Annotated in this window: 12 protein-coding genes; 6 read left to right on the top strand and 6 right to left on the bottom strand. The window is 46.9% G+C overall.

Annotated features, from left to right (window positions below; translation table 11 throughout):
- The first annotated feature begins 30 nt into the window (after positions 1-30).
- Entirely contained in the window at positions 31-1,659 is a 1,629-nt protein-coding gene (locus DF182_RS30235; protein WP_113619482.1) for a hypothetical protein, read from the top strand.
- Between the two features lie 6 nt (positions 1,660-1,665).
- Here DF182_RS30235 and nfi read toward each other — a convergent pair whose 3' ends face one another.
- Genes nfi through DF182_RS30220 form a run of 3 tightly spaced genes read right to left on the bottom strand, consistent with a single transcriptional unit; the run spans position 1,666 to position 4,245 of the window.
- Positions 1,666-2,355, bottom strand: coding sequence for a deoxyribonuclease V (gene nfi, locus DF182_RS30230; protein WP_211327250.1), 690 nt, complete (start codon positions 2,353-2,355; stop codon positions 1,666-1,668).
- A gap of 17 nt (positions 2,356-2,372) precedes the next feature.
- Positions 2,373-3,572, bottom strand: coding sequence for a DUF763 domain-containing protein (locus tag DF182_RS30225; RefSeq protein WP_113619481.1), 1,200 nt, complete (start codon positions 3,570-3,572; stop codon positions 2,373-2,375).
- Positions 3,573-3,579: 7 nt separating this feature from the next.
- Complete coding sequence (locus tag DF182_RS30220) at positions 3,580-4,245, bottom strand: MgtC/SapB family protein (RefSeq protein WP_161964320.1); 666 nt, start codon at positions 4,243-4,245, stop codon at positions 3,580-3,582.
- Between the two features lie 102 nt (positions 4,246-4,347).
- Here DF182_RS30220 and DF182_RS32495 point away from each other — a divergent pair, with 102 nt between their 5' ends.
- The 3 genes from DF182_RS32495 (at position 4,348) to DF182_RS30210 (ending at position 6,753) form a co-directional block, all read left to right on the top strand.
- Positions 4,348-4,545, top strand: coding sequence for a DUF4348 domain-containing protein (locus DF182_RS32495; protein WP_161964319.1), 198 nt, complete (start codon positions 4,348-4,350; stop codon positions 4,543-4,545).
- Between the two features lie 73 nt (positions 4,546-4,618).
- On the top strand, positions 4,619-4,858 hold the full coding sequence (locus tag DF182_RS30215; protein ID WP_113619479.1) for a hypothetical protein: 240 nt from the start codon (positions 4,619-4,621) through the stop codon (positions 4,856-4,858).
- Positions 4,859-4,974: 116 nt separating this feature from the next.
- Positions 4,975-6,753, top strand: a complete 1,779-nt coding sequence (locus DF182_RS30210) for an ABC transporter ATP-binding protein (RefSeq protein WP_113619478.1) — start codon at positions 4,975-4,977, stop codon at positions 6,751-6,753.
- Positions 6,754-6,755: 2 nt separating this feature from the next.
- On the opposite strand, the gene DF182_RS30205 is transcribed toward DF182_RS30210, so the two are convergent.
- Together DF182_RS30205 and DF182_RS30200 are read right to left on the bottom strand one after the other, a co-directional pair.
- Positions 6,756-7,229, bottom strand: a complete 474-nt coding sequence (locus DF182_RS30205; RefSeq protein WP_113619477.1) for an acyl-CoA thioesterase — start codon at positions 7,227-7,229, stop codon at positions 6,756-6,758.
- Between the two features lie 122 nt (positions 7,230-7,351).
- Positions 7,352-9,844, bottom strand: a complete 2,493-nt coding sequence (locus tag DF182_RS30200) for a TonB-dependent receptor (protein WP_113619476.1) — start codon at positions 9,842-9,844, stop codon at positions 7,352-7,354.
- A 361-nt stretch (positions 9,845-10,205) separates the two neighbouring features.
- On the opposite strand from DF182_RS30200, the gene DF182_RS30195 reads away from it, so the two are divergent.
- Positions 10,206-10,964: a DUF695 domain-containing protein gene (locus DF182_RS30195; protein ID WP_113619475.1), complete on the top strand. Its 759-nt coding sequence runs from the start codon at positions 10,206-10,208 to the stop codon at positions 10,962-10,964.
- Positions 10,965-11,000: 36 nt separating this feature from the next.
- On the opposite strand, the gene DF182_RS30190 is transcribed toward DF182_RS30195, so the two are convergent.
- Positions 11,001-11,162, bottom strand: coding sequence for a DUF1328 domain-containing protein (locus tag DF182_RS30190; RefSeq protein ID WP_113619780.1), 162 nt, complete (start codon positions 11,160-11,162; stop codon positions 11,001-11,003).
- Positions 11,163-11,328: 166 nt separating this feature from the next.
- On the opposite strand from DF182_RS30190, the gene DF182_RS30185 reads away from it, so the two are divergent.
- Positions 11,329-13,224 carry a BamA/TamA family outer membrane protein gene (locus tag DF182_RS30185; protein ID WP_113619474.1) on the top strand — a complete coding sequence of 632 codons (1,896 nt, stop codon included), beginning with the start codon at positions 11,329-11,331 and terminating at the stop codon, positions 13,222-13,224.
- Positions 13,225-13,234: the final 10 nt, after the last annotated feature.

Below are 13,234 nucleotides of genomic sequence, written 5' to 3'. Positions count from 1 at the left end.
ATATATATTTGATATTAATAATTAGTGGAAATGAATTATATCAAATCAGTTGTTTTGTTTTTCTTTTTTATCTGTCCGGCAGCCTGCCTTGCGCAGGTGCCTATCGTGACGTTGGGACCTGCCGTTGAAGAGCCGCTGGACGGATGGGACAAACTGATGCAGTTAAAAAACGGTAATACCTGCTGGCTACACTTTTCCAAAAAAGAAGGACTGCGTGTATCTGTATATGATCATAAGCGGGAGTTGATAGCTACAGACTCGGTAGTTAGCAGTTTATGGAACGCTACTGATATTGAATCAACGGAGATAGACGGTATCTATGAGATAAACGGGCAGCCGGTGGTTTTCCTGCAGCAGCTGGTGAAATATATCCCGGTGTTTTTCAGGCTGGTGCTGGACCCGCAAAGCGGCAAGCTGATCAGAGAAGACAGATTGGGGGAATTACCATCGGTGCAGCATCGTAGTGTATATGTCCAGGAAAACCTGGCTACACACGATTGTTATGTAGAGAAAGATCCCAACAGCGATTATTACGCAGTGGCTTTTTTCAACGGTACGGAAATACAGCGCAATGACAGTGTCCGTGAGCGTATCCGGGTGCTACATTTCTCTCCGTCGCATGAGTTGATTCATACCGGCTTTTATTATCTGCCTGATTCATCGTATAGCTATTTCAGTTATATCCATATGTCGGTGCAGGGAAAAGAAAAGGTATATATGGGTACGGTGGGATTTAATACCAAACGTAAAGGGAGTGAGCCTTGGTCTAAAGTGATTTTTTCCGCCTTGTCCCCCGATTCGGCCACCTTTGCGCATCGTGAATTGGACTATACCGCTAACTATGGAGATGTGAGTGGCTACCTGCAATATGTACCATTAAGGGATGAAATACGGATGCTGCTGAATGTGCCAGGCCAGCGCTCTGACGGTAGCAGCGGTATTTTCATGAATACCCTGCTGGCTTCGGGTAAGTTGCGCAAACACGTGCAGTTATCGTTTCCTGAGTTGTCCAGAAACGCACAGATCAACCTGGGTTATAAAGACGAGCCGTACAAAGGGGCGCCACAGCGCGTGCTGATGGAACCGGATGGTAAATGTACATTGCTGATGGAAACGCTGACCCGTTTTAAGCAAGGCAACAATCAGATCAATAAGCTGCATACCAATATGGGAGACGTCGGCATTGCTCTGCTGGATACTGCCGGCCGCGAAGATGAAACACTGGCAGTAACCAAATATCAGTCTATCACCGGTATCTGCGAACCTTTTTATCAGCATCGCAGGGCCAAGAGCGAATGGGTATTCCGTAATAAGATCGCAGCCTTGAATACCAACACTTATCTGTCTTATGATTTTGTGCGCATCCCCAATGCTTCTTTTGTATTGTTTAATGATTACCTGCAATACCTTGATACCGGCGGTCAGGATAAAGTGAAGAAGCCGCTGAAATATATCAATGACGCTAACTTCGTTTGTTACCGGTTTTATAATGGAAAGATGGAACGGCTTTTTCTGTTCGGCAATCCTGAAGTCACCAAAGGGTATTATTGTATGATGGGCGCGGCGGACTACGACAATGCAAAGCGTGTATACGCTACCGTGATGATCAGCCGTAAGGGTACTGAAAAAAAAGCCTGTGTGGCCTGGGTTCAGTTTTAACCATGGCTATGCGGGTGTATAACCCTGTGGGAGTGTGCCCAGCCTGAATTGGTTTACTGCATTGTGGGCGAGCCGTGTAGGTTCTGGTAACCGGTAGCGCTGTACGCACTGGCTGACAAGGTCCAGGCTTCCGGCAACATCAATGAGATGGCCGGGAGAGATGAAGATAGGTTTTACATTTTGTTTGCTGCGATATACTGTACCGATCACTTCTCCCTGTTTGTCGGTAAGGGGTGAATGATTACCTTTTGCGGGCCCTGGTTCTTCGTATAGGCCAAACAGTTTTTTCTTGGCGCTGCCGATGGTTACCTGGTTGGCCAGCACGCCGAAGTGGGAGGCAATGCCCATTCTGCGGGGATGCGCGATACCGTGTCCATCCACAACGAGTACATCAGGTTTTTGTGGCAGCTGCTGCCATGCATCCAGGAGGGCGGGCACTTCACGGAAGGCCAGGAAACCCGGCACATAGGGAAAAGTCACCTCCTTCTTTACAAGACTGTATCCTACCGGCTGAAGGCTGGGGAAATGCAGCAGTACAATGCCGGCGTATACCGTTGTACTAAATTTATTGAAAGAAATATCTGCTCCTGCCACATACTGCACTTTACCCTTGAAGGGTGTTGTAATGACTTCTTTACGTAGTTCCTGCTGTAGCCGGGTAGCTTCCGGTATGCTGAGTTCATTGTAGTTTATCATAGTTTCCGCTGTTGCTGTCAGAATAAAGATAACTGATCTCCGTCTTTGGGTTTGCTTGTTTTCCCAAACACAGTCCTGCCGCCATATTTCCAGGAATCCCGTCTTTCCTGTGCCACCACTTTATCGAAGTTGGCATTGGGTTCAAAGTCCTTTTCCAGTTGTTGAGAGAGGACAGAGAGTTTCCGGATGGCGTCCTGTTTATCGGTATGTCCTATTTTGGCTTTGTTGAGTGCATCCCGGAGTGTATCGATGGTTTCGTCGTATATGCGTGTGGGTACCGGGAAAGGGTGGCCGTCTTTGCCGCCATGGGCAAAAGAAAAGCGGGCCGGATCTTCAAAGCGGGAAGGTGTACCGTGGATGACTTCACTGACCAGGGTCAGCGACTGTAAGGTCCGCGGGCCTACGCCTTCCAGCATGAGCAGGGATTCGAAATCGGAAGGATGTACCTCATGAGCCAGGGCGAGTACACTACCTAACCGTTTAAGGTTCACGTTTTCGGCTCGTACATCATGATGGGTGGGCATTACCAGGTTGCGTATTTCCGGTAGCAGCTGGGCGGGCTTTTCCTTCAGCAGCTGGAGGATACCTGTTTTAGTAGATGCTGCTGCCGTATCGGTAAGATTGAGTATCATGCCCTGGTTGCGGCCGTAGATAAAGGTATGTGGTGCTTCGGTATAGGAGCTGAACGCCGAAGAGTGCCAGTGGTAGCGGCGTGCCATGCTGCTGGCATCGTTCATGCCTTGTTGCACTACGGCCCATTCCCCATCTTCAGAAAGAATAAAAGAATGCAGGTATAGCTGAAAGCCATCCTGTATGGCTGTATTATCTACTTTAGCTGTTAGTTTGCTGCTATGTACCAGCTGTTCACCGGGCAGCCCTGTTTTCTCAGCGATGCGCATCAGTTCTGCGGGTGTTTCCCGGCTGAAACGTCCTTTACCGCCACAGATATAAATCCCGAGTTCCTGTGAGCGCGGATTGACTGCTTTTTTCAGCGCGCCCATCACACTGGTGGTGATACCGGAAGAGTGCCAGTCCATGCCCAGTACGCAGCCGAGGGCCTGAAACCAGCATGGGTCGCTGAGTCGCCTTATTACTTCACTTTTACCGTAATCTGTCACTATCGCCTCTACAATAGCGCCGCCCAGGAGCGACATCCGCCTGGCCAGCCAGACAGGCACGTGGCCGTAATGTAAAGGCATATCTGCATATGAAGGCATCTGTTGTTTATAATGGATTTAGTTGTACCTGAAATTGAGATATATGTTCGTTCTGTAGCAAAAAATCATCTAATCGTTCCATTTTGCTACGATTTCCACGGACTGTGTAATTTACTTCTATCTGGTCTCCCTTACGCATGATGAGCATCCTTTTATATTTCAGTCCGAAAGTGTTGAGGATATGTTCTATGTTCAACTGCGGAAGTTTATCTTCATGGAAGAAGATAATGTAGTAACGTTTGTCGTTGACTTCTGAGATACTTTTTTCTGTGAACTCCATCAGTATAAGTACAATCAATGCGCCAATGAGCCCGGTGGCTGCCAGTACGTACTGGCTCATACCAATTGCCATCCCCAGAGCGGCGGCTATCCAGATAGAAGCGGCCGTGGTGATGCCATCGATGGTATATTCGTTTTTGAAGATAACACCCGCACCAATGAAACCCACGCCTGTCAGGATATTGGAGGCCACACGATCCGGGCTGCCGGGGAAACCCAGTTCGGCAGATAGGATGGTAAAGATAGCACTGCTTACACAGATGAGCGTCATAGTACGCATACCTGCAGCCTTGCGTTTGTATTCCCGTTCCAGCCCCAGGATGGTGCCAACCAGCAAGGCTATACAAACTTTTAATACCTGGTCTTCCTGTATAATCTGTAAGACGTGTTTCATGTTAAGGGGAAATATCTTCTTACAAATGTAAGGGTTGGCACAATTCTTTCGTTTAATATAAAAAAATGATCTGATAACATATTTGTTTCTAATACCAACCATATGCAGCCTTTTATATACAAATTTTTTATCGTGGCCTGTATCACCGGAATGTTGTGTATTCTGCTCTTTGCCTGCAACAGCAGCAAAGAAACTACCACAACGGTAGATTCTCTGGCAGTGGCTGTACCAAGCGTGGATAGCACCCGTGTAGTGCCGGTAGACACCATGATCACCAAACCAGACACTTCCCATCGTTAAAGGGGGCTTTCAGCAGGTGAAGACGATTATACCTAAAACTGTTTTTCTTCACCTTTAAAAAAAAGACCATATCATGAAAGTAACCTGTCTTTTGCTCGCTGCCGGCATATCGGCCATTATGCTGACCTCCTGTGGAAATGGTGCACAACCCAACCAGGATTCAATGAAAATGGACAACAATGCCGCTGCTGACACAGCAGCCATCCTTCCGGATACCGCTGCGGAAGAAACGCCTCCGGGAGGAATCAATCCGGGTGAAGATCCTGCCCATGCCGGTGATTCTTCGAAAAATCCGACACACAAACATCAGTAGCTATTGTCACTGGTTTTGCCTTACTACGGAATAAATTATTTCTTCCGCAGTAAGGCAATTTTTTATACAATATCTTTGTACCCATATCCGTCCCCAATAACAAAGATTATATCCTAATGCAAAATGAAACCAGTGCAACACCAGCACCCAAACCAAGTCTGAAATGGAAGTCCCTTAAAAAGACCTTTCGCCTGTTTCGTTATGTAAAGCCCTACTGGGTTGAGTTTTCCCTGGGTATGTTTTTTCTGCTGATCTCCAGCCTGGCTGGGTTGGCTTTTCCCCGTTTGCTGGGTGATTTGGTAAACCCTAAAAGCGTTACGGACCTGTTGCATGGTTTTAACAAGGCCGGTCTGTTGCTGGTAGTGGTACTGGTTGCACAGGCGGCGTTTTCGTTTTTCCGTACTGTTTTGTTTGTTAATGTTACAGAGAAAACGCTGGCAGCCCTGCGGCAGCATGTTTACGCCCATATGATCAAACTGCCCATGAAGTTTTTTCTGGAGAGGAGGGTAGGGGAACTGACCAGCCGTATTTCGTCTGACATATCCCTTTTACAGGATACCCTGACCACTACCCTGGCTGAGTTTATCCGGCAGATGATCATCATCGTTGGTGGTGTTATTATCCTGCTGGTTACCTCCTGGGAGTTGACCGCCTTTATGATGGCCATTCTGCCGTTGATGATGGTGATATCTGTATTTTTCGGCAAATTTATCAGGCGTTTTGCCAAGCAGGTGCAGGCGCAGGTAGCTGCCGCTAATACCGTAGTGGAAGAAACCCTGCAAGGTATCCTTAACGTAAAGGCTTTTGCCAACGAATATTTTGAAATAGCCCGGTATCGTCAGCGTACCAATGAAGCAGCCCGTATTGGTATGAAAAGCGGTAAATTCAGAGGGGCCTTCTCTTCCTTTATCATCCTGGGTATCTTCGGAGCCCTCGTAGCGGTTATCTGGCGGGGCGTTTCCATGGGCATGACCAGCCCTGAGCTGATGTCGTTTATCCTTTATTCCGTGTTTATCGGTGGCTCCATTGCCGGTCTGGCTGAAGTATATACCAGCTTACAAAAAAGTATCGGTGCTACCGAAAACCTGCTTGAAATACTGGATGAGCCCGAAGAGGCTATCACACAGGTAGAGCAGATTTCACTGGCCGACCAGTTGGGAGGTCAGATCAGTTTCCGGGATGTTTCGTTTCATTATCCTTCCCGCCCTGATCTTACTATCCTGCATGGTATTTCCTTTAGTGTGAAACAGGATCAGAAGGTGGCACTGGTGGGTCCCAGCGGCGCGGGTAAAAGCACAGTCGTGTCTTTACTGCTGCGGCTGTATGATCCGGAACATGGTCGTATCACTTTTGATGGCAAGCCGGGAACATCGATCCCGTTGTCGGTGCTTCGCTCACAGATGGCTGTAGTACCACAGGACGTGTTCCTGTTTGGCGGCACTATCCGCGAAAATATCGCTTATGGTAAAACCGAGGCTACGGATGAAGAGCTGGAAGCAGCTGCCCGGAAGGCCAATGCCTGGGAGTTTATCCGGCATTTCCCACTGGGGCTTGATACTATTGTAGGGGAGAGAGGTATACAGCTCTCCGGTGGACAACGCCAGCGTATTGCTATTGCGAGAGCGGTATTAAAAAATCCACGTATTCTTATCCTGGATGAAGCTACTTCTGCATTGGATTCAGAGTCTGAAAGGCTCGTGCAGGACGCATTAGACAAATTAATGGAAGGTCGTACTTCCATCGTCATCGCCCACCGCCTGGCCACTATCCGGCAGGCAGATAAAATCATTGTGCTGGATAAAGGCCGTATTGTGGAGGAAGGTACGCATGCTGAACTGATCGGTGTAGATGGTGGTCTTTACCGGATGCTGAGTGAAATGCAGTTCACTCACTAGTTCTACATATAAGGTTTCATCTCTTCGTCAATATCTTTACGGAGGTCCATCAGTTTTTTAGCATAGGTCTCCATTTTAATCTCATTTTCGGTACGCGGTGTCCACTTGGGCACCGCTACCGTTTTACCCTGATCATCTACTGCTGCAAAAACCATCACACAGTGAGTGGTCTTCTGCTTTTGCTGCTGACGCGGATTGCCGGCGAAAACATCAATAGAGATGTGCATACTGGTATTGCCGGTATAGATAATAGATGCGTTGATTTCCACGAGGTCGCCGATAGCGATAGGTTTGAAGAAACGTATACCGCCCACGTACACGGTTACTGCATATTGTCCGCTCCAGTTGGCTGCACAGGTATATCCTGCCTGGTCAATCCATTTCATAACGGAGCCGCCATGCACCTTGCCGCCGAAATTAACATCTGACGGTTCTGCCAGAAAACGCAGGGTAATAGTATGATAAATAGAGTCCATGAAGTTGGTTTGTGAAGACGAATGTAGAAAAAGTTCGCGGATCTTATGCAAAGATAAAAACGACAAAGGCGCAAAGGTTTTTTGAACCCTTGCGCCCTTGTATTATAAAGAATGATGTACGATTATTCTCTTTCACCACCGCCCATATCATTACCGCTTTCTTTTCCGGACTTGTTGTTTTTCCGTTTAAACAGATTGTAGTCCATCTTACCGAAGCGCCAGGTGGCGTTGAGGCGCAGCTCGCGGGTAAGACGCTTGCGATAGTTTTCCTGTTCTGAAAACGCAGTGGTAGTGTAACTGAGGTTACGGTCTGAATTAAAGATATCATTCAATGTCAGCGATACAGACAGTGCTTTGTTTTTCAGCATATCCTTTTTGATGCCTGCATCAATGGAGTATTGAGGTTTCCTTTCGCCCTGGGGAAGGATCTGACGGGACTCATACTCACCTGTAATCTGCAGGGTAAGATTCCATGGTAGTTTGGTATTACTGTTCAGTTTACCAAACCAGGTAAAGCCCTGATTGGTCAGATTATCACCCTGGTTGCTGGCTGTGATCTTAGTCTGGGCCAGGTTGAAGTTGGCTGTCAGGTCCCAGGCTTTGGTGATCTGGCTGCGGATCGTAAACTCTGCACCATAGGAATTGCGTGTGCTGGCATTGATCGGATAAGACAGCAGCACCCTTTGCGTTTGTCCGTTCAGGTTAAGGGTGGTATCTACATAAAAATCTGTGATGGCGTTGTCGGTGTTACGATAATACAATGACACCAGGATATTGTGCTTATGGGCAAAGTCTTTCAGGTAGGACAATTCAAAGGAGTTGGTGAACTCGGGACGGAGGTCGGGATTACCACGGCTGGCATTCTGTCCGGAGTAGTCGATAGTAGGCAGGAGATCTCTGAACCAGGGCCGGCGGATGCGACGGCTGTAGTTGAGCTGGAACTCATGATCGCCTTTCAGTTTCTGAGACAGGAATATACTAGGGAACAGGCTGATCGGATAATTGATCTTGTAGGAATCCTTTTGTCCGAAGCGGGTTTCGCCGGAGTAGTTGGACTGTTCGGCCCTTAAGCCTACCTGGTAGCCGAAGTTGGAATGGGCCCCTGTGTAACTTACATAACCGGCGTTGATCTGTTCCTGGTAGTGGTAGTTGTTGGACAGCGCAGAGTCTATCGTAAAATTGCCACTGGGATAGTTCTGTCCGAAAGTATTGGTGAAGTTATCGAATCTGCGGGTGTTGGTACGTAATCCCATCTCTATTTTGGACTTTTCGGTAAGTGGTCTTATATAGTCGAGCTGCCCGGTGATATAAGTTGTTTTACCATCACCGCTACCATAGCGGTTCTGCGGCTTAATCGGACTGAAGATGCTGTCACCTTTCAGGTTAAAATACTGAAGGGAATATTCGGAACTGTTATCACTGGTTGCGTAGTTGTAGGTGAAGTCGGCGGTCAGCTCTTCACCTTCGCGGGCGAAAGTATGTTTGTACCCCAGCTGGGTGGTATAGTTGCGGAAGCCGTTTTTGCTATTGTTAATGCCGGTGCCATACCGTACCAGTTCGCGGTTGATGTCCAGTTCGTTTTGTGTCTGATCATTGTAGCGGTTGAAGTTACCGCCGGTGATGCCTTCGGAAATGGTAATGGTATTACGGTTGTCGACGAACCAGTCGAAGCCGATGCGGCCGGTCTGGAAGTTACGGTAGAAATCGCCGTCCTGCAGTTGTTCGGTGTAGTTGGTGGTATCTCTGCCGATATTTTTTCTAAAGGTACGGCTGGTCATGGGAGATTTGCGGTTGCGCGTACCATAGTTGATGAAGAAGTTGAACTTCTCTTGTCTGAGGTTAAAGTCAATACCGGTATTGGTGCTACCGAGGGAGGTAACGCCTGCACTAAGCTGACCGTTGATACCTGCTTTTTTATTTTTTTTCAGGACGATATTGAGGATGCCACTCATGCCTTCTGCATCATATTTGGCGGAAGGGTTAGTCACCACTTCAATATTAGCGATGGCATCAGCGGGAATCTGGTCGAGTGTAAGCGTGGTAGGCCGGCCATCTACAAAGATGGTAGGGGCGCCGTTTCGTACGCTCACGTTGCCATCGATGTCAACACTCACGGAAGGCACCTGTTTGAGTACATCAGTAGCAGTACCGCCTATGCTGGCGAGGTTCTTCTCTACGTTAAACACTCTTTTATCGATTGCCATGGTAAAGGCGGGTTTCTCGCCTACTACATTAACGGCTGCAAGCGATTTTACATTGGGATGCAGTTTGATATTGCCGGCATCCATGGTTGTGGTTTTACCACTGAGCTGTACGGGCTTGAAAAACACTTCATAACCGATGAAGTTAATCTTCAGTATATATTTTCCGATGGTAAGATTATCAAAGTTAAAATCCCCGTTAGGTTTGGAGAGCATACCGGTGAGCACGGAAGAGTCTGGGCGTAAAATTGCTACAGAGGCGTATTCAACGGGTTTGCCGGTTTGTGCGTCCTGTAGTTTGCCATAGATCGATCCGGTATTGGCCACGGGATTTTTTCCGCCGGGTTGCTGGGCCATCAATGTTAGGTTAAACAAAACCATCCATCCTGTCAGGAGTAATACAACTTTTCTCATAATTTCTGTTACTAGCGTCCAACTATTTATAGCGGCGGTAAATTTACTTTTTATGAGGATAGAAAATCATTTTTTTAGGATGAAAGGCGTGATGAAATCCTTTACAGTAACATGTTTCAACTTCAGAATTTCGCAGAATTGTTTGTAGGCAAGGGTTTGGGAGAAAGTGTGCCTGGAAATCCACGAGTGTTAAATAGTGTTAAGCCACTGCTGGGATAGGATTAGATAAACGGGCTAACGGAGAAAATCATACGTTAATTTTTGGGGATAAAAAAGCCCAGATAATTTGTTTATCATTTCAATGGTAACGGATAGGGTCGTATCTTTACAGCCAGCTGTTGCGTTATTTTAATTTTTTTATATGCATAAGGATTACCGACCGGACTGGGATATTTACACGTGCCATATTGAAGAAAGTCCAGCAGTAATAGGCCTTGACCTGGATCTGAGACGATTTGCACCATTGAAGGAGAAGCCGAATGCTATATATATTACGGTGTATCTGAATAATCCGCGAGAAGACGGATTTCCACAGAATGATGAATTTGCCATCATGGGAGAAATAGAGGACAGCCTGGTGGAACAGCTAACAACCAAACTGGATGCGCATTTTGTGGGCCGTACCTTTTCAAATGGTGTACGTGATTTCTATTTTTATACAGGCAATACATTGCTGCATGATAAATTCATTGCCGATGCAATGATCAATTACCCGGACTATCGTTATGACTACGGGGTAAAAGAGGACAATAACTGGGAACTCTACTTCGATTTCCTCTTCCCGGACGTATATGAGTTCCAGCGGATACAGAACAGGAAAGTGTTGCGTATGCTGCGTCAGCATGGAGATATGTCTGAGCGGGAGCGTCCTATCGAACACTGGATACATTTCAGGACGGAAGAAGACAAAACGGCCTACTGGGAACATATCAGGGAGAATGGTTTTGTCATAGCCCATGACCTTAAAGCGGACAATCCGGAATTCCCCTTCAGGTTATGTATATCCCGCTCCGATAAAGCCAGTGAGGCCACTATCGATAGTGTGGTCATGAGCCTCTGGGAACTGGCCCATCAAGTAAATGCAGAATATGACGGCTGGGAAACCAGCATTGTAAAATAAAAAAAGCAGGGATGGTATCATCCCTGCTTTTTTGTTTTATTTCCTCAGCATCCCTGTGATGAAGGAGAGGATAAAGAGAACAAGGAAAATAAAGAAAAGTATCTTGGCAATGGATGCCGCGTCCTCAGCAATACCACCAAACCCGAAGATGGCTGCCACAATGGCCACGATAAAGAATATTAATGCCCAACGCAACATAAAAAGAGTTTTAAAGAGATTGTAACAATCTTCCTTATCCAGCGTCTTCATTACAATTATTATTCCCGGTCTGTACAATAATTGCATTACAGGCAATACGGTTTTTTTTTAATATACTTGCCACCAGTGGCGAACATTGAAGACGGACTTGAAAATATTAACTACTATGGCTGTTACCTGCTGGCTACTGTGCTGGCACCAGGCCGTATTTGCCAGTATGGCCAGCTTTCAGGACAAACCCGTTGCCGATACCGTCCCTAAAAAAGGGAATGGCCTGATGAAAAAGATCGGGGAATACCGGGATTCCCTCCGTAACAAGGAATATCGTCAATCCTTTATCAGGCGCATCACCAAACAGGATGTTGAGCAGAAGATCGAGGATTCCGACAGCGCTATCATCAAAAGTGAGGCATATTTTACCCCTTTTGTGGGAAAAGTGATCCGGAGTATCTACTATCGGAAAGTAAAAGTATTTGGTCCCCGTAATATCAACGATACCACTTTTACCACCAGCATGAAACTGATACATCTGGCGAATCGTCTGCATTTCGACTCTAAGGAATGGGTGATCCGCCAGTCTCTTTTTTTCCGGGAGGGCACCCGGCTGGATCCCTTCGAAATGGCCGACAATGAACGTTATCTGCGTAACCGCCCTTTTATTTCCGATGCCCGTATACATGTGAGGGTTTCCGATCCTACTTCAGATTCAGTAGATGTAGAGGTTATTACCAAGGATGTATTCGAATACGGGGTAGACCTGTCTCAGTTTAGTGCAACGAATATCAAAGCCAGGGTCTCCAATAACGACCTGCTGGGAGCCGGACAGGGACTGCAGGCAGGCTTCCAGTGGCGCAGTGACTATACTCCAACCTGGAACACGGAAGCACGTTATACCAAATACAATCTACTGGGTACCTTTATCGATCTGAATGTAGGATATTCAACCCTCAATAATACTACACCACTGGATACCAATGTGTATGAGGGAACGATGTTCCTAAGCCTGAACAGGCCACTGTACCGTAATGCAGCCAAATGGGTAGGTGGTCTTACCCTGGCCAACAACTGGTCTATCAATATACACGGAGCTGAACCACAGGCAGAAGACAGTCTTTACAGGGATTACCGTTATACCGTCTTCGATGGCTGGATAGGATACAACTTTATCAATAACTACACGCTTAACGGCACTATTGGCAATAAGCCCAACTTTGCGGTGCTGTTCCGGCACTATAACCTCAATTTTTCCAGGATGCCGGAACAGGAACGTTTTAAGGAGGACCCGGTATATAATGACCATCGTTACTACCTGTTGCAGCTCCAGGTGTACCGGGTGGATTACTTTAAAGCGCACCAGTTCTTCGGCTTTGGCAGAACAGAGGATATTCCGCTGGGGTATACCTTAAATGCCACCACGGGTTGGGAAACCTGGAAAGACCGGCGCCGGTTATATAGCGGTCTGGAAGCCCAGAAATACTGGACCACCAGAAGGCAAGGCCTTTTTAATACGACGGTAGGTGCGAGTACCTTCTGGCAGGGCGGATCTCTGGAAGACGCAGTTATACATGGCCGTGTGGAATACTACAGCCGTCTTTTTACTGTCAGGAAAGCCCGCTTCCGTCAGTTCCTGAACATAGATTTCCTGGAAAGTCCCAATCCGTTTTTCTACAAGAGACTGAACATTAATATGGACAATGGTATCTGGGGCTACCGGAACACCAAACTGAATGGATACCAGCGCTTAAACATGGGCTCTGAAACAGTATATTACAGTCCGCTCAGGTTTCTCGGTTTTAAATTCAACTTCTTTGCTTCGCTGGAGGCTTCGATGCTTACAGCCAAAAACGATAATCTGCTGACGAATCCCATCTATCTTGGTGTGGGTGGTGGTTTCCGTATAAAAAATGAAAACCTGTCGTTGAATACCATCAAGGTGTCAGGGTATTATTTCCCTAATGCGCCGGCCCCCATGAAAAAAGGATTGCTGGAAATCACGACGGTGGTAGATTTCAGGTTTGATGTATCAGCATTAAGAGCGCCGGCTTTCCTGAGTTTCTTCTGATAATTGTTAA

It is taken from the genome of Chitinophaga flava, from assembly GCF_003308995.1.
Taxonomy (GTDB): domain Bacteria; phylum Bacteroidota; class Bacteroidia; order Chitinophagales; family Chitinophagaceae; genus Chitinophaga; species Chitinophaga flava.
Note: the sequence above shows the minus strand (reverse complement) of the source record. Positions and strands in the feature narration are given on the sequence as shown.

Bases quoted from the DNA above. Each gene is read 5' to 3' on its own strand.
- DF182_RS30225 (WP_113619481.1), bottom strand. From the start codon at position 3,572: ATGCCTTCATATGCAGATATGCCTTTACATTACGGCCACGTGCCTGTC.
- DF182_RS30215 (WP_113619479.1), top strand. From the start codon at position 4,619: ATGAAAGTAACCTGTCTTTTGCTCGCTGCCGGCATATCGGCCATTATG.
- DF182_RS30200 (WP_113619476.1), bottom strand. From the start codon at position 9,844: ATGAGAAAAGTTGTATTACTCCTGACAGGATGGATGGTTTTGTTTAAC.
- DF182_RS32495 (WP_161964319.1), top strand. From the start codon at position 4,348: ATGCAGCCTTTTATATACAAATTTTTTATCGTGGCCTGTATCACCGGA.
- DF182_RS30190 (WP_113619780.1), bottom strand. From the start codon at position 11,162: ATGTTGCGTTGGGCATTAATATTCTTTATCGTGGCCATTGTGGCAGCC.
- DF182_RS30205 (WP_113619477.1), bottom strand. From the start codon at position 7,229: ATGGACTCTATTTATCATACTATTACCCTGCGTTTTCTGGCAGAACCG.
- DF182_RS30210 (WP_113619478.1), top strand. From the start codon at position 4,975: ATGCAAAATGAAACCAGTGCAACACCAGCACCCAAACCAAGTCTGAAA.
- DF182_RS30220 (WP_161964320.1), bottom strand. From the start codon at position 4,245: ATGAAACACGTCTTACAGATTATACAGGAAGACCAGGTATTAAAAGTT.
- DF182_RS30235 (WP_113619482.1), top strand. From the start codon at position 31: ATGAATTATATCAAATCAGTTGTTTTGTTTTTCTTTTTTATCTGTCCG.
- nfi (WP_211327250.1), bottom strand. From the start codon at position 2,355: ATGATAAACTACAATGAACTCAGCATACCGGAAGCTACCCGGCTACAG.
- DF182_RS30185 (WP_113619474.1), top strand. From the start codon at position 11,329: ATGGCTGTTACCTGCTGGCTACTGTGCTGGCACCAGGCCGTATTTGCC.
- DF182_RS30195 (WP_113619475.1), top strand. From the start codon at position 10,206: ATGCATAAGGATTACCGACCGGACTGGGATATTTACACGTGCCATATT.